General features: G+C 63.9%; 24 protein-coding genes and 2 tRNA genes. 21 read left to right on the top strand and 5 right to left on the bottom strand.

Annotated features, from left to right (window positions below):
• Positions 1-14: 14 nt before the first annotated feature.
• The 18 genes from KQH53_08325 to KQH53_08240 all read left to right on the top strand — a co-directional run bounded on the left by KQH53_08325 (position 15) and on the right by KQH53_08240 (position 15573).
• Complete coding sequence (locus KQH53_08325; protein MCB2226670.1) at positions 15-251, top strand: hypothetical protein; 237 nt, start codon at positions 15-17, stop codon at positions 249-251.
• Positions 252-905 carry a hypothetical protein gene (locus tag KQH53_08320; GenBank protein MCB2226669.1) on the top strand — a complete coding sequence of 218 codons (654 nt, stop codon included), beginning with the start codon at positions 252-254 and terminating at the stop codon, positions 903-905.
• Positions 905-2935, top strand: coding sequence for a hypothetical protein (locus KQH53_08315; GenBank protein MCB2226668.1), 2031 nt, complete (start codon positions 905-907; stop codon positions 2933-2935). The genes KQH53_08320 and KQH53_08315 overlap by 1 nt, the downstream gene beginning before the upstream one ends.
• On the top strand, positions 2935-3786 hold the full coding sequence (locus KQH53_08310) for a hypothetical protein (GenBank protein ID MCB2226667.1): 852 nt from the start codon (positions 2935-2937) through the stop codon (positions 3784-3786). The genes KQH53_08315 and KQH53_08310 overlap by 1 nt, the downstream gene beginning before the upstream one ends.
• A 10-nt stretch (positions 3787-3796) precedes the next feature.
• Positions 3797-4102 carry a hypothetical protein gene (locus tag KQH53_08305; GenBank protein ID MCB2226666.1) on the top strand — a complete coding sequence of 102 codons (306 nt, stop codon included), beginning with the start codon at positions 3797-3799 and terminating at the stop codon, positions 4100-4102.
• 41 nt (positions 4103-4143) lie between these two features.
• Positions 4144-5322, top strand: a complete 1179-nt coding sequence (locus KQH53_08300) for a hypothetical protein (GenBank protein ID MCB2226665.1) — start codon at positions 4144-4146, stop codon at positions 5320-5322.
• 17 nt (positions 5323-5339) lie between these two features.
• Positions 5340-5642 (top strand): hypothetical protein, encoded by a 303-nt coding sequence (locus tag KQH53_08295; GenBank protein MCB2226664.1) that lies wholly within the window; start codon positions 5340-5342, stop codon positions 5640-5642.
• Positions 5642-6862 (top strand): hypothetical protein, encoded by a 1221-nt coding sequence (locus KQH53_08290; GenBank protein ID MCB2226663.1) that lies wholly within the window; start codon positions 5642-5644, stop codon positions 6860-6862. The genes KQH53_08295 and KQH53_08290 overlap by 1 nt, the downstream gene beginning before the upstream one ends.
• Positions 6859-7272 (top strand): hypothetical protein, encoded by a 414-nt coding sequence (locus KQH53_08285; GenBank protein MCB2226662.1) that lies wholly within the window; start codon positions 6859-6861, stop codon positions 7270-7272. The genes KQH53_08290 and KQH53_08285 overlap by 4 nt, the downstream gene beginning before the upstream one ends.
• A gap of 3 nt (positions 7273-7275) precedes the next feature.
• On the top strand, positions 7276-7641 hold the full coding sequence (locus KQH53_08280) for a hypothetical protein (GenBank protein MCB2226661.1): 366 nt from the start codon (positions 7276-7278) through the stop codon (positions 7639-7641).
• 19 nt (positions 7642-7660) lie between these two features.
• Complete coding sequence (locus tag KQH53_08275) at positions 7661-8380, top strand: hypothetical protein (protein ID MCB2226660.1); 720 nt, start codon at positions 7661-7663, stop codon at positions 8378-8380.
• Between the two features lie 9 nt (positions 8381-8389).
• Positions 8390-8902: a hypothetical protein gene (locus KQH53_08270; protein MCB2226659.1), complete on the top strand. Its 513-nt coding sequence runs from the start codon at positions 8390-8392 to the stop codon at positions 8900-8902.
• Positions 8902-10125 (top strand): hypothetical protein, encoded by a 1224-nt coding sequence (locus tag KQH53_08265; protein ID MCB2226658.1) that lies wholly within the window; start codon positions 8902-8904, stop codon positions 10123-10125. The genes KQH53_08270 and KQH53_08265 overlap by 1 nt, the downstream gene beginning before the upstream one ends.
• 1 nt (position 10126) lies before the next feature.
• Positions 10127-14062 (top strand): hypothetical protein, encoded by a 3936-nt coding sequence (locus KQH53_08260; protein ID MCB2226657.1) that lies wholly within the window; start codon positions 10127-10129, stop codon positions 14060-14062.
• A 1-nt stretch (position 14063) separates the two neighbouring features.
• Complete coding sequence (locus KQH53_08255) at positions 14064-14408, top strand: hypothetical protein (protein MCB2226656.1); 345 nt, start codon at positions 14064-14066, stop codon at positions 14406-14408.
• Between the two features lie 77 nt (positions 14409-14485).
• Complete coding sequence (locus tag KQH53_08250; GenBank protein MCB2226655.1) at positions 14486-14842, top strand: hypothetical protein; 357 nt, start codon at positions 14486-14488, stop codon at positions 14840-14842.
• 14 nt (positions 14843-14856) lie between these two features.
• The gene (locus KQH53_08245; protein MCB2226654.1) at positions 14857-15003 is read left to right on the top strand and encodes a hypothetical protein; all 147 of its coding nucleotides are present in this window, start codon (positions 14857-14859) and stop codon (positions 15001-15003) included.
• Positions 15004-15075: 72 nt separating this feature from the next.
• Positions 15076-15573 carry a hypothetical protein gene (locus tag KQH53_08240; GenBank protein MCB2226653.1) on the top strand — a complete coding sequence of 166 codons (498 nt, stop codon included), beginning with the start codon at positions 15076-15078 and terminating at the stop codon, positions 15571-15573.
• 21 nt (positions 15574-15594) lie between these two features.
• Here the strand turns inward: KQH53_08240 and KQH53_08235 are convergent, their stop codons facing one another.
• The gene (locus tag KQH53_08235; protein ID MCB2226652.1) at positions 15595-16761 is read right to left on the bottom strand and encodes a Fic family protein; all 1167 of its coding nucleotides are present in this window, start codon (positions 16759-16761) and stop codon (positions 15595-15597) included.
• Between the two features lie 165 nt (positions 16762-16926).
• On the opposite strand from KQH53_08235, the gene KQH53_08230 reads away from it, so the two are divergent.
• Positions 16927-17247 (top strand): HigA family addiction module antidote protein, encoded by a 321-nt coding sequence (locus KQH53_08230; GenBank protein ID MCB2226651.1) that lies wholly within the window; start codon positions 16927-16929, stop codon positions 17245-17247.
• A gap of 239 nt (positions 17248-17486) precedes the next feature.
• Here the strand turns inward: KQH53_08230 and KQH53_08225 are convergent.
• Positions 17487-17562, bottom strand: a tRNA-Lys gene (locus KQH53_08225).
• 176 nt (positions 17563-17738) lie between these two features.
• Between KQH53_08225 and KQH53_08220 the strand changes: the two genes are divergently transcribed.
• Positions 17739-17897 (top strand): hypothetical protein, encoded by a 159-nt coding sequence (locus KQH53_08220; GenBank protein MCB2226650.1) that lies wholly within the window; start codon positions 17739-17741, stop codon positions 17895-17897.
• A 132-nt stretch (positions 17898-18029) separates the two neighbouring features.
• Here KQH53_08220 and KQH53_08215 read toward each other — a convergent pair whose 3' ends face one another.
• The gene (locus KQH53_08215) at positions 18030-18650 is read right to left on the bottom strand and encodes a LysE family translocator (GenBank protein MCB2226649.1); all 621 of its coding nucleotides are present in this window, start codon (positions 18648-18650) and stop codon (positions 18030-18032) included.
• A 116-nt stretch (positions 18651-18766) separates the two neighbouring features.
• The gene (locus KQH53_08210; GenBank protein ID MCB2226648.1) at positions 18767-20788 is read right to left on the bottom strand and encodes an ATP-binding cassette domain-containing protein; all 2022 of its coding nucleotides are present in this window, start codon (positions 20786-20788) and stop codon (positions 18767-18769) included.
• A 102-nt stretch (positions 20789-20890) separates the two neighbouring features.
• Here KQH53_08210 and KQH53_08205 point away from each other — a divergent pair, with 102 nt between their 5' ends.
• Positions 20891-22189: a hypothetical protein gene (locus KQH53_08205; protein MCB2226647.1), complete on the top strand. Its 1299-nt coding sequence runs from the start codon at positions 20891-20893 to the stop codon at positions 22187-22189.
• Between the two features lie 54 nt (positions 22190-22243).
• On the opposite strand, the gene KQH53_08200 is transcribed toward KQH53_08205, so the two are convergent.
• Positions 22244-22320, bottom strand: a tRNA-Pro gene (locus KQH53_08200).
• Between the last annotated feature and the right edge of the window lie 79 nt (positions 22321-22399).

The raw sequence follows: 22399 nt of genomic DNA, 5'->3' as shown, positions 1-22399 counted from the left end.
GGGAAGGCGCTGTCATGAGCAAGAAGACCGCCGGAACGCCGCTGGGCCGCGATCCCCTGTTCCTGGGGGAGCTGTCCGGGCCGGCGATGAACCTCACGGGGCAGAGCATCCTGGGCCTGCCGGCCACCGCCGATCACACGGCGGATATGGTCGATGGCCAGGTTACCTGCTCCCTGGACGGCACGGACCTGGTGTTCCACGTGAAGACGGGCGGCCAGGTCCATACCCACACCATTCCCCGGGACGCCTAAATGACCGGGAGCGAGCTATCGGTAGCGGTGGCCTTCGGGGTGCGCGACACCCCGGAGACCACCTACACCCCTCGGGAGAAGTTCGTCTACCTGCAGGAGGGGGTGAAGGTACTGGCCAATGAGCTGGCCCGGCGCAAGAGCGCCCAGGTGGCTCAGCGGACCGTGCTGCAGGTGGGGCCGGAGGGCGTGGCCTTTCCAGAGGGCTGGCTGGGCTTCATCTCGGCCCGGGTGGTGGGGGGCGCGGCCCCGCTGCCTCTCATGTCCCGGCATGACTTCCCCCTGTCGGGCGGCCATTACCTGGGCTGCTTTATCGAGGCGTCCAAGCTGCACCTCTACCCGGAGCCGGAGACCTCCGAGGACCTGGACCTGATCTATGCGGCCATGCCCGCCCTGGGCCGGGCCGCGATCCCGGCTGACGATGACTCGGCTCGGGCGGCCCTGGCGGTGGAGCTGCCCTTCGCGGGGCTGTTTGATCTGGTGCTTGTCGAGTTCGTCAAGATGCGCTGCCTGAACCGCAACGAATACGACACCAAGATGGAGCTGGGGCTCTACCGGCTCCTGCAGAGCCAGGCGGCCGACGTGGCGGCCATGGACAGCGTGGTCCCGGAGGCCCACGGAGATAGAGCCAACTACGATTTTAGCGGGGGCTGGTAATGAGAGCTTCCCGTCGCCAGGCCAAACGCAAGCCCTTCAACGCCATCCCGGCCGGAGGGGTGTGCACGGTCAATGAGCCATGGCTGATCGGCTCTGCCAAGTGCCAGAGCGCCGTGAACATGATGTTGATCAAGGGGCAGGACGGCAAGGGCGGCTACCGCAAGCAGTGGCGCACCCGGCCGGGGGCGGCGCGGATCACCTCGCAGCCCCTGCCCGACGGGCGGCCAGTGAGGGCGGCCCGCCTTCTGAAGGGCACCACCTACCTGGCATCTGATCAGCACCTTTACCGCCTGGACGGGCAGGGCGCGCCGTTGTTGGTGGGCGACGTGGCCACGGCTCCTCGGTTGCTGGCCTATGCCGGCCTCCTGATGGTGCTGGACGGGGGCTATCTCAAGTCAGTGGATCCCGACACCGGCCATGCCTACGGGATCCTCTGGGATGAAGACGGTTTCCTTTGGGGTGACTGGGGCTCTGGCGACGCGGCCGGGGCTTGGTCCCTGCATGCCGGCGGCATTACCCGGGCGGGCTTCCTGTTCACCGCGCCGGCCTGGGGCCCGGGCGAGATCCCGCTCAATGAGATTCGGGCCGCGCTCTACAAGAGCGGCGCGCCCACCGGCGCGGTGGCCCTGCAGGTCTGGTCCGCCGACGGGGCCACCCTGCTTGGCACGGGCACCCTGCAGGCCGAGGATCTGCCCAGCGAGGTCCTGATCCAGGACGTGGACATTGAGGCCGAGGCCGGCCAGGAGCTGACTGTGGCGGCCGGCGAGGCCCGCTACGTTTCGGTGGAGTTCACCGGAGGCGACGGCAACAACGCGGTACATCTCCAGTGGGCGGAAGCGAGCGGCGCCGGCGCGGCGGTGACCTGGGATGGGGCCCAGTGGCAGACGGACGGGGACAAGGAACCTCTCCTGGCCCTGGGCCCGGGACTGCCTCCCCGGGCCTCTTGGGGGGCGGTCAAGAGCGAGCGCCTGGCGGTGGGGGGCGGTAACTGGCCTCTAGCCGAAGACGCGGCCAAGCTGGGCTACAGCGGCCTGAACAACCCCTACAAGTGGGGAGCCCGCCAGTACAACGGGGCGGACGCCGGCTGGATCGGGGTGGAGCGGGGCGTGGGCGGCGCCATCAACGGCCTGGTCAAGTTCTTCACGGGTCTATTCGTAAGCAAGGCCGAGCCGGCCAGCATCCATCGCCTCTCCGGGAGCGTGCCCGGATCTGACGGAGATTTGCGCATGGATGAGATCTTCCAGGAGCTGGGCGCCCTGGCCGGTCTTTCCATGGCCAACGTTGGCAATAACATCCTCTTCCTGGCTGACCAGGTGCTGGGCCTGGAAGGCGTTCAAGGCTATGGCGACGTGCGCCAGTGGCCGCGTAGCGAAAACGTGGCTGACCTGGTGGAGGCCCACAAGTCAGAGAACGCCTTTGCCTGCTACCACGCCAACCACGATCAATACTGGCTGCAGCTTGAGGGACTGCCTTACACCATGGTCCTGCATGTGCTGCTGGGCGACTGGAGCTTCTACCTCTGGGAGGGCTTCACGCCCACCTGCTTCCTTCATCAAGACGATCAGACCTACGTGGGCGGCGATGACGGGCACCTCTATCAGGTGGACGATGCGGTCATAGGCCAAGACGGCGGGGCCGAGTGGTCCCGGTGCGAGGTCTGGGGCCCCATGAATGATTTCGGCGATGGCCAGCGGGACAAGCACGTCCACGGCTTCGGCTACATGATGAGCGCCCGCATGGGAGCCACGGCCAAGCTGCGTTTCAAGCTGGATTACCAGAGCATCGAGACTGAGGCCCTGCAGAGGGATCTCTCGGTTCCCATCGATGCCGGGCTCACGGTCAAGGAGCTGACCCTCCCGGTGGAGGACTGGATCTATCCGCCCACCGGCCAATCCCAGGCTCTCAAGCACCACGATCACCAGTTCGTTTGCAAGGCGGTCCAGGCCGGGGTCACGGACATAGACCCGGGCGGTGATCACGTTTACCTGGGCTCTTTCGTGTTGGACACCGCTCTTCTGGGAGTGAGCTGATGGCTGATTATCCCCTGTTGATCCTGGGCAACGTGGGCGCGGGCCCTCAGTTGCTGGAACGCCTCAATCCCACCCTGTTGGACATCTACAGCCGGCTGGGCCAGGCGGTGGCCTCTTGCACCGAGTGGCTGGAAGGCGATCTCAGCCCGGCATATCTCTCGGCCACCGAGTTCACCCTGGCCGGGGACGCCACCAGCCTGTTCCCGGCCGGCCGCATGCTCCGGGCCCGGCTGGGCGCCTTGGATGTTTTCGCGGCGGTGGCGGGAAGCGCCTATGACGATGAGGCCGAGATCACCACGGTGACCCTGGGATCCGGGGTGCTGGATGAAAGTCTGGAGCAGGTGAGCCCGGGGTTCCTCACGCCGGGAGCCAACGCGGCCCTGCCGCTGGACGTGGTGCGCACCTTTGGCGATCAGGCGATACAGGGCGTGAAGAGCTTTGGCAGCCTGCCCCTGTTGCCCGGCAACCCTACCCAGGACCTGCAGCCGGCGAGCAAAGGATATGTGGATGCCCAGGTGGGCGCGGTTCGGCATACCCGGGTCATCTCCCTGGAGGGGGCGGTGATGGTGGCCAATGGGATCCTGACCTTTGTTCCCGGTGTGGCCGGCGAGGTGGTTAGGTTCGGGATGCGGCTCAAGGAGGCGGGCGGCGCCAGCCAGGTGAATCTCAGGCTCAATAACGAGGGAGCGGCCATGGCCACGGTGAACGCGGCGGCTGCCGGTGGCCAGGAGACCACTGAACTGAGCAACACCACGGTTGGCGCCCTGAGCATCATGAGCCTGGACTGCACCGGGATTGATGCCGGCGATCCATACCATCCCCTGGGCTACATCGAGATCGCCCCTAATTAGGAGAGTGAACATGGCGAAAGTCGAGAAGAGCGGGACCAAGGTCAAGCTGACCAACAGTGCCCATGACAAGCACTCCCAGGTGGTGGTCTTCCGCTACAAGCTGAAGGACGGCTCCTGGGAGGAAAGCAAGATGGCTTTCGATGCCTCTAACTCCCGGGAAGAGATCCTGGCCTCCATCAAGGAGTACGTGACCAAGTTGGAGGCCAACGCCAACGCCACCCCGGCCGATCTCTCGGCTGACCTGGGCCGTGAATACGACCTGGTGGACCTGCCGGACCGGATCAAGCCGGCCGAGCTGAACCAAGAGCAGCTGTAGCCGGGGAAGCCATGCGGACCGCCAGAAACATAATCACCAGCTTGCTCCTGGTCCTGGCCCTGGCCATGCCCGGGTGGGCGGCCACCTACACCGGGAACCAGGGAGGCGCGGATCTGGTCCTGGCCGATGGGGACTACATCCATGGCTCCATCACCAATGTGCGCCGCTTCAAAGTGCCCGCCGGCGCGACGGTCCACGTCACTCCCTGGGATGGCAGCCAATACGGCCAGGTGGAGGTCTTCGCCCGGGACATTCAGGTCCTCGGGACCATCGATGCCAGCCTGGCCGGCTACTTCGGCTGGGCCGGCGGTGGCGGTGGTGGAGGTGGCGAGAGCAAGAGCCACGGCGGCACTACGGGTGGTGTCGGCGGGGGCAGGGAAGGGGCGGCCCAAAGCGGAGTCAGCGGCGCCGCTAACTGTGACTGCACGGGCAGCTGCGGAGGGTCGGGCGGGCCTCCGGGCTCGGACGCCTATGCGGGAAAAGGGACCTACAGCGGCTCTCGTGGTGCCAGCGGCGCCGGCGGCCTGAATGGCTCTGCGGGCGGTGATGGTGGCCGGGGCGGCTATCGAGGCTACGGCGTCAACGGCGATTCGACCACCGATGAAGAGGTCCTCCCGGGATCGGGGGGCGGCGGCGGTGGTGGCGGTGGGGGCTCGGGCGGCGGCACTGGCACCTGCAACGGCTGCGGTGGCGCAAGCGGTGGCGGCGGTGCCTCCGGAGGACGTGGCGGCGGGAGGGTAAAGCTGGTGGCCTCTCACAGCCTGGTGATCACCGGGAGCATCCTGACCAAGGGCGGCCTGGGCCTGCCGGGCGCGCCGGGCATTCCAAGAATCGACGATCGAAGCGGCCGGCCGGGAGCTGCCGGCGCCTCGGTGACCAACAGCGCGGGAAGCGGGCAGGGCGGCGCGGCCGCGCAAGGTGCGCCGGCCTTCTGCGGCAACAACACCTCGACTTACTTTTCCGGGCCTGGTGGAGACAGCGGGCCGGGAGCAGGCGGCGGGGTGCTTATCAAATGCACCGGGCCCTGGCCCATGAAGGTCACTGGCGTCATCGATACGCGCGGTGGCGGTGACAACACCACCAACTTCGGGAGCCTAAAGATCTTCGGCCTGCCCGGCAAGGTGGACCTAACCGGAGCCACCATCCGAGCCGGCTGGAACAACAGCTACGGCAATCCCTACATCTCCACGAATCAGCATTTCGTGCATCCGCTTTTCTAACGGTCAAAGGAGCAGGCATGCCCAAGATCAACAACCAAGTGATCAATAAGGTGGAGGCGGTGATAGAGGCCGAGGACACCTGGTCTGATCCTCTCCACCTGGTGGCCGGCTACTTCAGCTTCGCCCTGTGGGGCGACTTTGACGCCGAGGTGGTTTTGCAGTTCAGCCATGACGGAGGCAATACCTGGGTGCCCGCGGACTACCGCTATGACGCGGGGCGCTGGGAAGGCCGCGAGCCGGAGGGGGGCTTGGCCCGCTTCGGTGTGCCCGCCGGCAAGTTCGTATCTGGTCCGGTGAACGGGAGGTTGGCTCAGCTGTGATGCAGTCGCTGCTCAAAGGCGAGGTCCTGCGAAGCCCGCTACGCCGGCCTCTGCGGTCCAGCGCCGGGCTGGTCTTTGACGTTGATCCCGCCCGGGGAAACCTGGTGGATCTGGTCTCTGGCCAGAACGCGACCAATGGAAGAGGCACCGAACGCACCGTGATCAGGGGTGGGCGGGTGCGTACCGTGGGGATCGGCCAGGTGGCGCTCAGTGATCGCTACGGTAAGACGCGAATTGACATCCAGCCTGCGGCCACCAACCTGCTGACTCATTCAGAGGCATTTGATAACGCTGCTTGGAGCAAGGTCAATTGCATAGTAAGTGCGAACGCGATAGGAGGGCCTGACGGTAACACCACTGCGGACAAAATTGAGTTCACCGGCCAGGACTACCCGCGTGTGAAACAAACCACCAGCCAAGCAGCGGATGGCATCACGGTCACGCTTTCTGCCTGGCTTCGAGGAGATACAGATCGAACTGGACGCCTGGAGGTCAGTTCTAACGGCACCTCCACGGGGGGGTCCCAAGCCATTTCCATCACAACGAATTGGCAACGGTTCCATTACACCGTAACGATGGGCGCCGGGACGGGCACAATTACTCCCTATATCCATGCCTCTTACGCCACAAATCAAACGGGTCATGTGTATATCTGGGGCGCCCAGCTTGAAGCGGGCCAAGTGCCTACTGCCTACATCCCCACCGTTGCGAGCCCCGTATCTAGGGCGGCGGACGCGGTTGGATGGACCCTGCCACAGGCCCTCAAGAACATTTTAAGCACCGCAGAAGGGCCGGCCGCCGCCCAGGGCACCCTGGTTGTGCGGGGGTGGGTGCCGGAATTTAATCACGGAGACATTACGACAGCATGCTCAATCATAGGGGCATCTGATGCAACAGCATCGCTGCTCTACTATCAAGACTACAACCCGTTAGGTGGCGGTTTAATACGTGCTTATGATGGCATTAACGGTGCCTTGGTAGTCAACAATTGGGTCGCTGGCAAATCTTACGACCTGGCCGAGCGCTGGTCTGCGGGGCTGGGCCTTTCCCAGGTAGGCCACAAGCTCTCCAGCTGGAATGACTGGATCTGGGGCGATCCCGCGCCCTTTGACGGTTCCTTCGCTCTGGGTAGTTACCTTAACCTTGGCTACTCACCTACTTATCCTTTTGAGATCGGCTCCACCGAATTCCACGAAAAATGGCTGGAGGACCCGCGATGAGCGATGAACTCGCACTGTTCACCGGTGCGCCGGTGAACACCCTCAACGAAGACGGCTCTATGGTCGAGGGAGTCCAGCTCGGAGACGGGCTGGTGCTGACCAAGCACGAGGCCCACATGGAGCCCGTCGGTGAACACGACGGCAAGAAGGTCTGGCACTGGCTCGTCAAAGGCGCCCACCTGGACGCTCTCAAGCAGAGGCCTGATTATCTGGGGGCCAAATATGAGGACCTACCGTCCGAGGTGGCTGACCAGGTGATGGAGGTGGCCATCCCGGCCGAGATCCAGGATCCCAGCGGCGGAAAGGTCATGGGCACGCGCCGGGTCAAGGTGGCCGAGGCCAAGGCCCTGGGCCTGGATCTGATGGGCAAGGAAATCTTGGAGCCCCACCAGTGGGCGGGAAGGGAGTAGGTCATGGCCAATTTCTTCAGAAAGCTGTTCTTCGGTACGGTCGAAGACACCTGGCGAGAGGCCTGCGACGCCCAAGGGCGACTGGATGCGGAGATAGCTCCTTTGATCACCGAGCCGGACTACCACCAGGAAGTGAAGATGGGCCAGGTCACGCTGCATATCTGCGGGCCGGAGGCGATCAAGCGGCTGAGCCCCACCGGCTGGATGTGCTGGGCCGGCGACGGGCCGGGCGGGGTGGTGGATCACGCCTATGTACTGGGCGGACCATTGCCCAACGGCAAGCTCTACGCCTCTCAGCACGCCTTTGGCCACGAGGCCATGGCCCATTTCCTGGGCATCGATGCTGATCATCTTTGTGAAGGGCTGTAGGGCCTAGAAAGGATTTCTCATGGGGCTGACCGGACAATACGATCCCATGACCGGCACCTATTGGACCCCTTGGGGCGGCTCCAACTCGCCGATCGCGGGGGTGAACTACGGCCCCTATGCGCCGGCTACGAACCTGCCGGTCAACGACTATCAGCTGGTGATTGAGGACGATAAACCCCAGCAGAAAAGCTTTGGGAGCTTCGGTGCCTTCGGTGCTGACACCCTCAACATCCCCGAGGATGCCTATCCCTGGTCCAAATCTCATGCCGGGCTTCCGGACTGGGGCTTGGAGCCGCTGAAAGAGATCGCTCCGCGTCTGCCTGGCCTGATGGATTCCTTCCAGGCCTCGCTGGATCAGCTGGATAACCTGCCCGGCCTGGTTGACCAGTGGGTGGACGCCAGCGGCAAGGCCTACCTGGGCCAGATGCAGCCCTTCCAGGACTACATCCGCAAGCCCATGGAAGGCCTGGCCTCCCGGGGAGTGCTGGACAGCACCATGGCCCGGGACGCGTTCACCAACCTGGGCGGATTGCTGGCGGACGACTTCCGGCAAAACCAGCAGGAGCTGGCCGCCAAGGGATTGGAGGTTAAGTCCTCCGGCCTGGTGGATGCGGCTAAGCTGCGGGGCATGGGGGCGGAGGTCGCCGGCGAGCTGGTGAACATGGGGCGCGAACAGGACAGCAGCAGTGAGGACAAGCTGGCACGCTACATCAACAGCTTGGCCATGCTTTTGGGTTAGGAGCACACAATGGGCCTCTTGGATGATCCGCTGGGCTTTATTTTCGGTAGCGACGGTGACCAGGGGACGGTGGACACACGGTCTGACCGGACTGGGGAAGGAAAGCGCTATTGGCAGCGCTGGGAAGAGATCTTCGGGCCAGACGGTCCAGGCGATCCCTACCAGTTAGTAGAAAGGGCCTTGGGTGAGCTGACCGCTCCGGCCATTAACATCGGCTTGGACGGGGTGACCATACCCGCCTACCAGAATTCCAGGATCCGCCGGGCGGCGGCCCTGATGGACATGGTGGATCCCTGGCTGCAGGGCGGTTACCTCCTGGAGCAGGGGCGCAAGGGCATGGGCTATATCCAGCCGTCTAACGGCGGCCTGCTCGGCAATACCCTGGACGCCTTTGCTACCGGCCTGGGCGGCACGGTGGGGCGCGGCGTGGCCGGCGGATTGGGTGGGATCTTTACCGGACAGCCGCAAAGCCAAGCCAACAACCTGGGGCAGTACACCCGCTTCAACTACTGGGGGCAGTAATGGCAGGCCTGCTAGACAACTACACCCGCTTCCCTTCCACGCCGGGGCCCCAGCCAGCCCAGCGGCCATCCCTGGCTCCGCCTTCCCGGCCGAGTGGCGGGCTTATCAAGGCTCCCGAAGCCAGTCCCTTCTGGCATGGCTACCGCTCCACGGTCTGGGGGCCGGTGGCGGCGGAGCTGCAGCTGCAAAGGGAAAGGGCACCCTACCGGCAGAAGGTAGCGGCAAGGCTCGGCCAGGAGTTGATGGAAGGCCGCCCCCAGAACCGGCCCATATCCGAGGCCGAGCTGGTCGGTGCCCTTCAGGAGATCTCTCCGGAGATGCTGGGCGATGCCCAGGGCATGAAACAGCTCCACGCCTGGATCGGCATGTGGAACAAGGAGGCGGCGGCCATGGCCAAGTCCAGGGCCGATAACTGGGACCGCCAGGCCGGAGTGGCCAAGAACCTGTTCGACTCCGGTAAGGAGTTGGGGGCCGGCCTCAATGATCAGCAGAGGCAGTTTTTAGGGCGCTTTGGCTATGCCTCCAGGGATCAGGCCGGGTTGGCTTCCGCCCCAGGGGCTGGGTTGGTGCCTTATAGTGCCCCGCTCACCCCACCAGTGACCACGGTGAAGCGCGATGGCAAGGAGCGAGTGTTCACCGGCTACCTGCCCGGAGCGGCCCAGCGGGAAGCGGAGAAGATCCGGGCCACCACGCCGGCGACGGCGGCCAAGGCGGGAGCCGTGGAAGGAGCGAAGGAAAAAAGCGCCTTCCCCTGGTTCATGAAAAAGGAGCAGTGGAAGCTGGATAACCCGGACCCCCGGCAACAAGACAAGGACCACCTGGCCAACGTGAAGCGCCTGACTCAGCTACACCAGCTAAGGCTCAAGGTAGGCCAGTACGGCACGGATAACCCCGAGATGGCCGCCGTTTTGGCCGGGATGGGGTTCAAGTTCAATCCCGAGGATCCCCAGGCCAAGGAACAGGCCCTGCAGGCCATGGATCGGGAGATCGCAATCCTCAACAGCAAGCTGCCGGCTGACTGGCGCCTGGAAAGCCAGCAGCCCCCGGCCATGGCGCCTCAGACCTCCCGGCCGCCCAGCTCCAAATCTCCCATGCTGCAGATGAAGCAGCCGCCCCAGGGCGGCAAGTCGCCTTACTCCAAATATCCAGATGCCAAGCAAGGGCCTGACGGCAACTGGTACGTGGTCCGCGACGGCCGCAAGTACAAGGTGGTAGCGGACTAATATGGGCCTGGTTCCCGTAGAGAGCGCTGAACCGCGCCTGGTGCCGGTGGATGGTCCCGGCCCCCGCCTGGTGCCCGTGGATGATCCCGAGCCTCGCCTGGTGCCGGTAGATGAGCCGGACCTGCCGGCCCAGTGGCTGGGGGATCCCCGGGGCACCGGCTTCCCGGTGGAGCAAGGGCTGGCCGAGGCCGAAGAGCCCCAGCTCCCGCCGGGCGTTTACGAGTACCCCTCCGGAGGGACCTACTACCGCGTCCAGGACGGCCAGGCGGTGCCCATAGGCGAGAAGCCGGTGGAAGGGTCCATGTATGACCCCGGCTTCGACCTGCCTTTGGATCTAATGACCGGCGGTCTCTGGGGCACTCGCAAGCTGGCCGGCCAGGCTCTGTGGAAGCTCATGGCCCCCAAGGCGGGCCAGGCGGCCCGCAAGATGTTGGCTTCCATGGGGCCCGGTGCCATCGCCCGGGTGGCCGGCCAGGAGGCGGCCAAGGAAGCAACCTGGGGCGGGCTGGCTGGCGCGGCCATGGAAGCCACTGATCAGGCCACGGGATCCAAGTTGAGCGGCCTGGTGGCGGGTCTGGGGGCACCCATGGCCGCCCGGACCGGCCTGACCATGACCCGCAAGGCTCTGGGCAAGGGGCTGGAGTCGGCCGCTCAGAAAGTGGCCCAGAAGAGCTGGTCCTGGCCCATGGAGGGCAATGAGACTCACGGCTTCCTGTCGCGCACCCTGGGCACCCGGGCGGAGGCGGTGGGCCCTGACGTTTACGGGTCCATGCTGCACAAGGAGGCCAAGCTCAACCGGGACCTGACGCGGATCCAGGCGGAGATGGGGCGCTACACCCTGCGGCCCGGCCTAGTGGAGTGGCTGGCCGGCAGGCGCTGGATGTCGCCGGAGACCGGCCTGATCCTGGCCCAAAAGGCCCGCGACGCGGCCGGCAAGATCCATCCCAGCCTGGCCCGAACCATGGGGATCACTCCCCAGGAGATGATCACCGCCCGATCCCTGGCCGAGAGCATGTCCGGCGTGGATCCCAACGGCGTGCTGCAGTTCGGGGTCAAGGTCAAGGTGAAGAACGCCGACGGCGCCCTGCAGGACGCCTGGGCCCATGGCCTGGAGCCCGACAAGGCCAGGGAGCTTTTCGAGGCCCAGCGGCCGGAGGTGCAGCGCCTGGTGCTGGCTTACCGGATGCCGGCCGGAGGCTACAAGATGCCAGTGCAGTTCGCGCCCCAGGGATATGAGCCTGGCGGCGCGGCGGTGAACTACATCCAGCAGAGCACCAACCTGGATCCGGAATATCTGGCTTCGGAGCTGAAGGGGCAGGGGCGCAATCGTTGGGTAGGGGCCTTGAATGCCGGCGGCATCAATGAGGCTCAGGCCCAGCTGGCGGCCGACAACCTGTTCAAACGCTACTTCCCCAAGAATAGGGGCCTGGTCCCTGTCAGCGGTGGGCAGCGCCCGGATCAAGGCCAGGTCAGCGCGCCCCTGGGCAAGGAAAGCCTGTTTGATCTTGGCCAGACCGCGCCGGCCCAGGGCACCTCCGAGGGCCTGGTGCCCCTGGCTTCGGATCCCCTGCATCAGCGCCTGGTCAAGGAAGGGATCCTCACCCCGGATCAGTACCTGACCGGCTACGCCTCCCAGGCGGGCAGGCAGTCGACGCAGAGCGGGGTGAGCACCACCACTCCCGACCTGCAGCTCAACGCGGTCTATGAGCCCATGGCCCAGCGGCGGGGATCTTTCCGGGAGATGGGGGAACGCCTGGATGAGACCATCATCAAGCAGCGCAGCTTTGCCCAGGAGGCGATAGCCCAGCGGCAGCTGCTCCGGGATATTGCCCCCACCATCCTGCAGAAGGCCCCCAAGGGGCGCCTGGAGCCTGAGCACCTGCGGCGGACCCGCATGGTCTACGACCCGGCGGCCAAGCGCATGGTGAAGCGCTCCGAGGTCCTGAGCGAGGTTTATGTCCGGCCCGAGGAGGCGGAGGTCCTGGAGATCGAGCCGGGGCGCTACCTCATGCCCAAGGCCCTGGACGACTCCTTCAAGGTCCTCATGGGCCGCCACCGCTCGGGCCAGGAAGAGACCGTTCTGGCCGGCGCCGGCCGGGCCATGCGGGATCTGGCCACCTACTGGGTGATGAACGTCCTGAGTGCACCGGGCACGGTGGCCACCAACGCCCTGGGCGGTGCGGCCCAGTACTCGTCCAAATGGTGGGAGGATCTCGGCCGGGGCAGCCTGCGCCAGCTGAAAAACACCACCCTGGCCCCGGCTCTGGCCCTGATGCCCTCCTACCGGCATATGCTGCCCACCGAGGTGTTCGGCGAGGGCTCCAACCTCTTCCGGTCTCTGGGGGAGGACAGCGGTCAATTCATGAGGCAGACCCGCCGGGCTCTCAAAGAGGGGGAGCCGGTAAGCAAGTTGCGCAAGATGGGCGCGGCCGGCGACGCGGCCCTGTCTGGCGCGCTCAATGCCAACCTCTACCCCTTCTCTGCGGTGGAGGACTTCTACAAGCGCTCGGTGTTCCTCTCCGAGGCCCGGACCATGGCCGAGGACTTCGTTGACGGGCTGATCAAGGAAGGCAAGGCGGACAAGGGCAAGCGGGGAGAGCTGGTCAAGAAGTACATCGCCGGCATGCTGGATCACCAGCCTGGTCAGTTCACCGAGATCATGCAGGGGCCGGTGGACCGCTTCGCCTACCTCTACCAAAACACCCCCTGGTGGCTGGAAGGGATGCGCAAGAATCCTTTCCTTCGCCTGATCTGGCCCTTCCCAACCTACGCCTACAAGTACGGCCGCATGGTGGGTAGCCAGCTCAACGCCTTCAACCCATTTAGCGCCATGCCCATGAAGGAAAGGGCGGCCCGGGCAACGGGCCTGGCCGGCTCGGCCGGGGCGCCGTACCTGGCCCTGCATGCCTATCTAAAGTCCACTGGGCAAGAGAGCGAGCTGCAGGAGCTGCAGCAGCGTTTCCGGGAAGAGCATCCGGGCGAGGAATGGCCCGGCACCCGAACCGGCGGCCGGGAGTTCATCGGGGAGGCCCCGCCTGGGCCGGAGGGCGAGCGCCGGGAGCGCTATATCCGTTCGGTCAAATACGGGCCCCTGGCCATGCTGCCCCTGGCCCGGGGACTCTATCGCCTGACCCGCTATGGCGACGCCTCGGAACTCAATGCGGTGGCCGATGAGATGAAGTCGGTGGGGCCTCTGGTGTCTCTCCTGGGGCAGTTCCTGGAGCTGCAGCCGCGCTATGGCGCCCGGGATGTACCCGGCCAGGCTGGTGAGCTGGCAACTGGCTTTATCCCCCTGCATCGTTGGCTGGACTATGGCGCCAAGATGGCCGACCGGGACCCCGCCACCGGCCTGATTCCTAAGAGGACTCCCTGGGGATTCACTCAGCAGATCCAATCCATAATCCCCGGCCAGCGGAGCAAGCTGCACCAGACCGTGGACCGGGTGACCGGCCGGCCCCGGACCATGGATCCCCTGCAGGAGTCGTTGAAGTTCCTCACCGGCGTGAACCTGCGCGACGTGGAGATCCCCCGCGAGAACCGGGCGGTGGCCACCTTCAACTTGCGCAAGGGCAAGCAGTGGACCAAGGCGGACACCCTGGCTAATCACTTTGCCGGACAGTTCCCGGAGATCAGCTACCAGAAGCTGATGGACCGGGAAAAAGAAATGCTGCAGGCCGGCCAGGATCAGCTCCGCCAGCTGGAGCAGGGGCTGCAATACAAGGGCTTCAAGGGCCTGCAGGAGGCTCTGGCCGGGAACTTCGATCCCTTTGACCTGGTGCAGCAGGAGGCCCTGGGCAAGCTCACCCGTCAGGCGGCCAGCCTGGGGGCCAAGAGCGCCACCGGCCGGCCCAGCCTGGAGCAGGCGCGCATGATCATCCGGCTGGTGGGCGTGAACAACTGGATCATCGATCACTGGAATGAACTGAAGGCGGAGTAGCGTGAGCCCGGTGCATATCACCTTGGAAGCATGGCAGCTGGCGGTGGGGGTGGCCACCTTGTGCCTCCCGCCCTTTGTGGGGCTTTTCCTGATCTACCTGGAGCATCGAGGGCGGAAGGTGTTTGTCACCCGCCACGAGTGCGCCAACTGCCACCAGCAGGTGATCAATGACCTGGCTGCCGGCGATGACGCCTTCAAGGATCTCCGGTCCAGGGATGGTGTGGTGGCTGAAACCCTGATTGCCATGGGCCTGGCCATCATCAGCATCTGCGGTGAGACCGGGGCTGATTGCGGCGATCTGCCATCCATGCTCCGCCGACTCGGCGGGAAGGCAAGGGCAGAGTAGGGCGGACGGCCCTGAAGCTCCTGGCGGGCCTATGGCTGCCTCAGGGGCGTGATCTTGACAACAACGGGAGGAAGACAATGCCTTCGGTGAGCGTTCGCAATAACAACCCCGGAAACATCATCGCCAGCGCCTTTGCTCGCCGGCGAGGCGGCCAGGATCTCGACGGTGACGGGTTCGCCAACTTCCGGAGTTCGGCCCAGGGATTCAAGGCCATGGTGGATCTCCTGCGCTCGGGCAGCTACCAGGAGCTCAGCATTCAAAAGGCCATCGAGCGTTGGGCGCCGGCAGAGGCCGGCAACAACACCGAGGCCTACATTGACTTCGTGTGTCGGGCCACGGACCTTCCGGCCTGGCGGAATCTGATGGGGTTGGACACCTCGGAGATCGCCAGCCTGGCTTGGGCCATGGCCATGTTTGAGGGGTGGCAATCATAAGGAGGCAAGAAGGCATGTACGAGAAATTGTTGGCGTGGATGAAGGAGCATCCCAAGGCCGCCCTGAGCCTGGCCCTGTCGCTCGCCAGCGGGCTGGGCATGAGCATCCCCACCTGGATCTGGCCGCTGATCAGCAGTATGCAGGCGGCCACCGGGCAGTAGACCATGGATCTGGTCTCTTTTCAGGCATGGAAGAGACGTGGTTTCCCCGGCCTTTCGGCCGGGGACACCATTTTGACCACCAAACCCGGGCACTGGGTTACCTGGGCCTTGGTCTTCTTCCAGAGCGTGGTCAAGCGGCGCGCGGTGATCTGGCGCCATGCCATGCGCTACAAGGGCCAGGGCATGGCCCTGAGCCAGGAGAAGGTGCACCGGGAGGCCTCCCTGGAGGACTGGGTGGGCCAGACTATCCGGGTTTACTCCAACCCCGCATATACCGAGGCGGACCGGCGCCACCTGGTGGAGCAGTCAGAGGCCAAGCTCGGCCGACTCTATGACGGTCTGGGGATCCTGGGCCAGGTGGCCAGGTGCCTGCCTCTGGTGGGGGAGTGGCTCGCTGGCGTTATCCAGGTCTCAGCTCTGAATTACTGCTCAGAGGGCCACTGTGAGGACGAACGCACCCGCCGGCCGGCCTTCCGCAAGGGGAAGAGCTGCAAATGCTCCCCGGATGACATCGATGAGGAATGCAACCGGCTGGGAGATCTCTGTTGGACCTTTAAATTGGTGCCCTGAGAAAAAGGTTGGGTGGGCGAGTTATTCTGCCGGCGAAATGCCCTCGTTCATGATCTGAATATACCGCGAGTAACTAAAGACCCTATTGCGCTTCTGTTGGGTTATTTCCTTTACAATTCCCAGGCGCTCTAATTGATTAATCGCTCTGTTAACGGTGGAGTTGGCAATACCAACCTTGTTGGAAAGCCAGCCGGCCGTAGCGATAGGGCGCTCTAATAGCGCTCGGTGCACCTGCAAAGCTGATCCTGCTGCCTTACCTAAATCACTTATCTTTTCAAGGTCAGATTGAGATAACGCATGTAGACGCCTGGCTGTTTCTGCTGCTTGGGAGGCCGTATCGATGACTGCTTCCGCGAAAAAGACAAGCCAGGCCTCCCAATCTCCTTCCGTCCGGACTTTGTTTAACAACTCATAATAGTATTCGCGATGAGTTTTGAAATACAGGCTCAGATAGAGCATTGGTTCCCGGAGAATCTTATGCTCGCATAACAATAAGGTGATGAGAAGGCGGCCTAGCCGGCCGTTGCCATCCAGGAAGGGATGGATAGTCTCAAATTGGACGTGGGCAAGGGCCGCTTTGAGCAGCACCGGAACATGCTTAGGTTGATCATGCAGAAATAACTCTAGTTTTCCCATGCATTCCAAAACCTGGTCTGCAGGGGGAGGCACAAAAGCAGCGTTCCCCGGCCGAGATCCACCGATCCAGTTCTGGCTACGCCTGAACTCTCCAGGAGTCTGATCGCTGCCCCTTCCCTTGGCAAGCAAGTTCTCATGGATCTCCCTGAATAGCCGCAAAGAGATGGGCATGCCTTGGTCCAAGCGAACAAGGCCATAATAGAGGGCGGCAACGTAATTACTCACCTCGCGTACATCGTCCAGGGGCACCCCAGGCTCCTGGTCCAGTTCAAAAAGCAGTAGATCGGACAGAGAGGACTGAGTGCCCTCGATCATCGATGAAAGGACCGCTTCCTTGCGGATGTACATGTAGAGGAGCAAGGGAGCCTCGGGCAGGAGATCCGCCACGGCATCGAGTCGGCCGAGAGCCAAGAGTGCCTGGTCAAACTTCTCCTGCAGCTCCGGAGTCCAATCGATAGGCGGAGTAGGGGGTAGAGGATTCGGGACAAAGGCGCGCACCGTTTCGCCCACGGTGGAGACTTTCACGTAATGGCCCTGCAGTTCCCGTTTCATGGCACCCGCCGAAGTGAAAATAAGATCCCGCGTTATTTTCGGATAACGCTTTATCTAAAAATAAGCCGATGGGTTGTTTATTTCAAGGAAATATATGATCTCTGCTGTAGGGTGTTACTTGACGGGCTACACCAATTATGAGGATTACCATTAGGAGGTGCCATCGTGGTGCGCATGGCCAAGCCCAGCCATCCAGGGCAGTTCATTAGGATGGAAATAATCGAGCCCCTGGGGCTCTCCATAACCGACGCCGCCAAGGTGCTTGGCGTCAGCCGGCCGACTCTATCCACCCTTTTGAACAGCCGGTCCTCTCTTACTCCGGAGATGGGACTGCGCCTGGAAAAGGCCTTTGGGGTGAAGATGGACACCTTGATCCGGATGCAGATGGCTTTTGAGATCGCCGAGGCCCGCAAGAGGGAAGGCGAGATCAAGGTGAGTCGTTACATCCCCAATGGCGAGTCTGGAGCGGAAGGCGACGGGATCTGAGATAGCCGGCCGGCCGGGCATTCATAAGAGGGTTCAGAGCCCTTTCTAACCCATTCCTCAAAATCTGCAGACGGCCCACAGAAAAATTTGGGAGCCCCGGACGGCACTGAAACTGTGCCAAAGGGGTGATCCCAAATTGTGCCAAAACATGCCCTAAAAAGGCCTAAAAAAGGCTCTCCCGGAAGAACTGAGGAGTTCGACCGGGAGTGCAATAACCGTTTGAAAAACGGGCTTATTTTTGGTGGGCTGCCAGTGAATCGAACACTGAACCTACGGATTAAGAGTCCGTTGCTCTGCCAGTTGAGCTAGCAGCCCTTGGACGATGTGAAGGTGTATTTATCAGTCCGGCGGGGTTTCGTCAACAGTTTTCCCGGCATATCCTTTGCTAAACCTACAAAGCCCGGCGAGGCCCGCGCCCCGGGTTTCTGCGGGTGCGGCTTGGCGGGCGGCCAGGGGTGTGCTAGATTTCCAGCTCAAGCGGAGGAAGCATCATGGCCACCCAACCCTGTGTACCCTGTGCCGATTACCGGGCCGAAAAACGCCTGTTGTCCCTCAAGCGCCAGCTGAGCACCGAAGAGCTGAGCGATGAGCAGCGCCGCGAGCTGGAGGCCGAGGTGGCCGAGCTGGAGCGCCTGCTGGGTATGGATTGATTCATCCCGCCGGAAGGCGGCCCAAATGGGTTTGGCCGTGCTTACCCCCTTGCCGGAGAATCCCCCCTCAAGTCATTCCCGCCTAATGGAGCGACCGTAACCCTCGTTACGAGTCGCCGCCTCATTTCTGGATTATTTTTCCTCGGCAAAACAAAGGCCGATGCCGAACAAGACCAGGATCGCGCCAGATACCCGCTGGCTCATTCTCTTGAACCGATCAGAGTTGAATAGCTTGGCCACGAGGTTTCCCGCGTAGGCGTAAGCGGTCATGATCAAGCCCGCAACCAGGGTGAGCAGCAGGCAAAGAATGATCATCTGCGGCGCCAGCGGCGCTTGGGGGATCAGGAATTGGGGAAACAAGGCGCCCGCGAACAGGAATCCCTTGGGATTGGTGGCTGAAACCAGAAAGCCTTTGAGGAATAGTCTGCCGTTTCCGGCCTGGGGCAGGTCCGCGGCGGGAACCGGTTTGAAGGAGTAGCGGATCTGGCAGATACCCAAATACAGCAGATAACACACCCCTGCCCATTTAATGATGGTGAACATCCCGGAGAAGCAGGTCAAAAGAGCGCCCAGCCCCACCATGGAGAGGCCTATCAAAAGGAGGTTGCCTACCTTGATGCCCAGGATGGTGAGAAGAGTCTTTTTGAAACCCACATTGATGCTGTCGTTCACCAGCAGCATTATGTTGGGCCCCGGCACCACCACGATGATCGCCGACGTGACCACGAATGCGATCAGCACTTCCAGGCTCATGCTTAAGCTCCATGTCCGGAGAGGGAGGGGCAGGGCGGATTTTTGATCAAGGTTGCGCAGCCTGCGGTCACTTTATAAGACTAAAGCGATGCCAGGCAAGCCATCTGGGGAGGCGTCTATTCCTCGCTCTCCAATTCCTCCAGCTCCAAAGCCATCTTTTCCCACTTCTTGGTGAGCTTATCCACCCGAGCCTGGGCAGCGGCATGATCCTTGGTCAGCTTTGCCCAGCGCGGACCGTCGGCAAAGGCCTCCGGGTCCACCATCTCGGCCACCAGGCGGTCCAGCTCGGCAGACGCTTCCTCCACCTGGGCCTCCAGCTTGGCCACCTTGTCCTTGAGCGGCTTGAGGCGGCGGTAGCGCTCGTTGCGCGCCTGAGCCTCGGCCCGCTTCTGCTCCGGGCTCTTTTTGCCGCTGTCGGCATCCGCGGTGGCCTGCTTTTCCGCCGGCTTTTCCTTGGCCCGGGCCTTGGGAGGCGCTTCGGCCTTGGCCTGGCTGGGGCCGGGGGAGGGCGGGACGGGCTCGTCGCCTGGCAAGAGCTTCTTTTTCCACAGCCGCTCGAAGTCGTCGTAGTTGCCCGGCAGCATCGTCACCTCGCCGCCGGCCACGTAGGCCACCTGGGTGGCGATGGTGTTGATCAGATGGCGGTCGTGGCTGATCAGCACCAGGGTGCCGTTGTACTGGGACAGCGCCACTTCCAACACCTGGCGCGAGGCGATGTCCAGGTGGTTGGTGGGCTCGTCCATGAGCAGGAAGTTGGGCTTTTGGATGAGGAGCTTGGCCAGCACCAGGCGGGCCCGCTCCCCGCCGGAGAGCACTTTGACCTTTTTGAAAACGTCGTCGCCCTTGAACAAGAAGGCCCCCAGCAGGGTGCGCTGGGCGCTCTGGGCCATGAGCCCGGCCACACTGCCCAGCTCGTCCAGGGCGGTGTTCTCGGGTTGCAGGTCCTCCATGGTGTGCTGGGAGAACACGCCCATCTTCACCCGGCCGCCCACCAGGCGTCGGCCCGCCGAAGGCTTGAGCTGCCCGGCCATGAGGCGCAGCAGCGAGGACTTGCCCGCGCCGTTGCGGCCCAACAAGGCCAGGCGGTCCTCCTTGCGCAGGGTGAGGCTCAGGTCTTGGTAAATAGTCTTCTCGCCGTAGGCCAGCGTGACGTTGAGTAGCTCGATCACCACCTTGGCCGAGGGCTCGGCCGGGGGCAGCTCCAGCTTGATGGCCTGGTCTTCGGCCGGAGGCGAGACCATCTCCATCTTTTCCAGCATCTTCAGGCGGCCCTGCACCTGCTTGGCCCGGTCCTTACGGGTGCGGTTGCGGTCCACGAAGTCCTGGATCTGCTTGACGCGCTCCTGCTGGCTCTCGTAGGCCGCGCGCTGGGCGTCGCGCCGCCGTTGGCGCTGCTCCTGGAAATGGCTGTAATTGCCGCCGTAGACATATAGCTGGGCCTGGTCCAGCTCCACGATGCGGTTGGCCACCTTGTCCAAGAACACCCGGTCGTGGCTGACCAGGAGCAACGAGGCCGGGTTGCTCACCAGATAGCCCTCCAGCCACAGCAAGGACTCCAGGTCCAGGTGGTTGGTGGGTTCGTCCAAGAGGATCAGGTCCGGGGCCGAGAGCAGCAGCCGGGCCAGGGCGGCCCGCATGAGCCAGCCGCCGCTGAGCTCGCCCACGTCGCGGTGCAGGCGCTCCTGATCAAAGCCCAGCCCGGCCAAGACCCGGGAGGCCCGCGCCTCCAGGTCGTAGCCGCCCAGCTGTTCGAACAGGCTCTGGAGCTGGCCCTGACGGGCCAGAAGCTCCTCCAGCTCGGCCTCGTCCTTGACCAGGCCCAGCAGGCGGTGCACCTCGTTCAGCTCCTCCTCCACTTGGGGCAGGCTGTCGCCGGTCTCCATGGCCAGCTCCAGGACGGTGCGGCCCGAGAGGGTCAAGAGCTCCTGGGGCAGGTATCCCAGGCGCAGGTTCTTGGCCTTGTACACCCCGCCGCTGTCCGGCTCCACGGTGCCCAGCATGAGCCCCAAGAGGGTGGACTTGCCCGCGCCATTGGGGCCCACCAGGCCCAGGCGTTCGCCCGGCCCCACGTGCAGGTTCACCGCCTTGAGGACGTCCTGCTTGCCGTAGAATTTGCTGACGTTGTGCAGGGTGATCATGGGGCCAGAAGATAGCACCCCGCAACGCTTCCGGCAACATTGCCAGTCGCTTAACCGCTGGGGCCAGGCGTGGTATGATCAGCCCCGCGACAAGGAGGCCCCATGCAAAGCGCGCCCTGGTTCTACAATCTGATCAGCCTGGGGGGGATGATCGTCCTGTTGGCCCTGGCCCGGGTGGGCGGCCTGCGCCGAGGCCGCATGGCCTGGCGCACCCTCATCTGGGGCATTGCCCTGCAACTGGCCATCGGCGCGCTGGTCTTTGCCCTGCCGGCTGGGCGCGGCGGCCTGCTGCTGGTCAACCACGCCATGGTGGCCCTGCTGAGCTACTCTCACGCGGGCATTGAGTTCCTGTTCGGGCCCCTGGCCATCCCGGTCGGCGAAAAAGGCTCCCTGGGCTTCATACTGGCCATCCACGCCCTGCCCACCATCATCTTTTTCATGGCCCTCACCGCGCTTTTGTATCAAGCCGGCATCCTGCAACGGGTGGTGCGTTTGTTCTCGCGGGTGTTCGTCAAGAGCCTGGGCGCCAGCGGGGCCGAGTCCCTGGGCGTGGCCAGCCTGATCTTCGTGGGGGTGGAGTCCGCCGGCATGGTGCGGCCTTTCCTAAGCGGCTTCACCCGCAGCGAGATGTTCTGCCTGCTCACCGCGGCCATGTCCACGGTGGCCTCCTCCACCCTGGGGGTGTACGTGGCCACCCTGACCGGCAGCTTCCCCAACATCGCGGGGCACCTGGTCAGCGCCTCGCTAATTTCGGCCCCGGCGGCCATCGTGGTGGCCAAGCTAATGGAACCCGAGACCGGCGAGCCGCTCACCGCCGGGCAGCTGGTGGACCCGGCCCTGGGCAAGTACGGCGGCTTCATGGAGGCCGCGACCAACGGCTCCATGGACGGGGTCAAGCTGGTGGTGGGAGTGTCGGCCCTGCTGCTCAGCTTCCTGGGCCTGGTGGCCCTGGCCAACGGCATCCTGGGCGGATTGGCCGGGCTGGCGGGGTGGCAGGGCTTTTCCCTGCAAACCGTGCTGGGCTGGCTGGGCTATCCCTTTGCCTTGGCCATGGGCGTGCCGCCCAGCGACGCGGCGGCGGTTGGCTCGCTCCTGGGCCAGCGGGCGTTGGTCACCGAGATACCGGCCTACATGCAGCTAAAGGATATCCTGGCGGTCGGGGGCCTGACTTACAGCCGCAGCGCGGTGATCGCCTCCTACGCCCTGTGCGGCTTTGCCCACGTGGCCTCCATCGCCATCTTCGTGGGCGGCTTCGGAGCGCTGTCGCCGGGTCGCCTGGGCGAGTGGTCGCGTCTGGGCGTCAAGGCCCTGTGGGCCGCCACTCTGGCCACCATGCTCACCGGCTGCGTGGCCGGACTTTTCGCCCACGGCGGGGCCACGCTGCTGGGTATCGGGAGCTAGGCGCAAAAAAAACCGGCGGCTGGCTTTTGCCAACCGCCGGTGGGGTTTGCTAAGTGGTCGGGACGACTGGATTTGAACCAGCGACCCCTTGAACCCCATTCAAGTGCGCTCCCATACTGCGCCACGTCCCGACGCGAAGGGATATGTACCATCGGGACGGGTAGTTGTCAATTGGGTGGCGCTATTTCAGGGACAGGGATCGCGCTAAAA

It is taken from the genome of Desulfarculaceae bacterium (assembly GCA_020444545.1).
In the GTDB taxonomy this organism is placed as follows: Bacteria; Desulfobacterota; Desulfarculia; order Desulfarculales; family Desulfarculaceae; genus Desulfoferula.
The sequence above is the reverse complement of the archived record's forward strand: the minus strand, read 5'-3'. Positions and strand labels throughout refer to the sequence as shown.

Bases quoted from the DNA above. Each gene is read 5' to 3' on its own strand.
- KQH53_08325 (MCB2226670.1), top strand. From the start codon at position 15: ATGAGCAAGAAGACCGCCGGAACGCCGCTGGGCCGCGATCCCCTGTTC.
- KQH53_08320 (MCB2226669.1), top strand. From the start codon at position 252: ATGACCGGGAGCGAGCTATCGGTAGCGGTGGCCTTCGGGGTGCGCGAC.
- KQH53_08315 (MCB2226668.1), top strand. From the start codon at position 905: ATGAGAGCTTCCCGTCGCCAGGCCAAACGCAAGCCCTTCAACGCCATC.
- KQH53_08310 (MCB2226667.1), top strand. From the start codon at position 2,935: ATGGCTGATTATCCCCTGTTGATCCTGGGCAACGTGGGCGCGGGCCCT.
- KQH53_08305 (MCB2226666.1), top strand. From the start codon at position 3,797: ATGGCGAAAGTCGAGAAGAGCGGGACCAAGGTCAAGCTGACCAACAGT.
- KQH53_08295 (MCB2226664.1), top strand. From the start codon at position 5,340: ATGCCCAAGATCAACAACCAAGTGATCAATAAGGTGGAGGCGGTGATA.
- KQH53_08290 (MCB2226663.1), top strand. From the start codon at position 5,642: ATGCAGTCGCTGCTCAAAGGCGAGGTCCTGCGAAGCCCGCTACGCCGG.
- KQH53_08285 (MCB2226662.1), top strand. From the start codon at position 6,859: ATGAGCGATGAACTCGCACTGTTCACCGGTGCGCCGGTGAACACCCTC.
- KQH53_08280 (MCB2226661.1), top strand. From the start codon at position 7,276: ATGGCCAATTTCTTCAGAAAGCTGTTCTTCGGTACGGTCGAAGACACC.
- KQH53_08275 (MCB2226660.1), top strand. From the start codon at position 7,661: ATGGGGCTGACCGGACAATACGATCCCATGACCGGCACCTATTGGACC.
- KQH53_08270 (MCB2226659.1), top strand. From the start codon at position 8,390: ATGGGCCTCTTGGATGATCCGCTGGGCTTTATTTTCGGTAGCGACGGT.
- KQH53_08265 (MCB2226658.1), top strand. From the start codon at position 8,902: ATGGCAGGCCTGCTAGACAACTACACCCGCTTCCCTTCCACGCCGGGG.
- KQH53_08260 (MCB2226657.1), top strand. From the start codon at position 10,127: ATGGGCCTGGTTCCCGTAGAGAGCGCTGAACCGCGCCTGGTGCCGGTG.
- KQH53_08250 (MCB2226655.1), top strand. From the start codon at position 14,486: ATGCCTTCGGTGAGCGTTCGCAATAACAACCCCGGAAACATCATCGCC.
- KQH53_08245 (MCB2226654.1), top strand. From the start codon at position 14,857: ATGTACGAGAAATTGTTGGCGTGGATGAAGGAGCATCCCAAGGCCGCC.
- KQH53_08235 (MCB2226652.1), bottom strand. From the start codon at position 16,761: ATGAAACGGGAACTGCAGGGCCATTACGTGAAAGTCTCCACCGTGGGC.
- KQH53_08220 (MCB2226650.1), top strand. From the start codon at position 17,739: ATGGCCACCCAACCCTGTGTACCCTGTGCCGATTACCGGGCCGAAAAA.
- KQH53_08215 (MCB2226649.1), bottom strand. From the start codon at position 18,650: ATGAGCCTGGAAGTGCTGATCGCATTCGTGGTCACGTCGGCGATCATC.
- KQH53_08210 (MCB2226648.1), bottom strand. From the start codon at position 20,788: ATGATCACCCTGCACAACGTCAGCAAATTCTACGGCAAGCAGGACGTC.
- KQH53_08205 (MCB2226647.1), top strand. From the start codon at position 20,891: ATGCAAAGCGCGCCCTGGTTCTACAATCTGATCAGCCTGGGGGGGATG.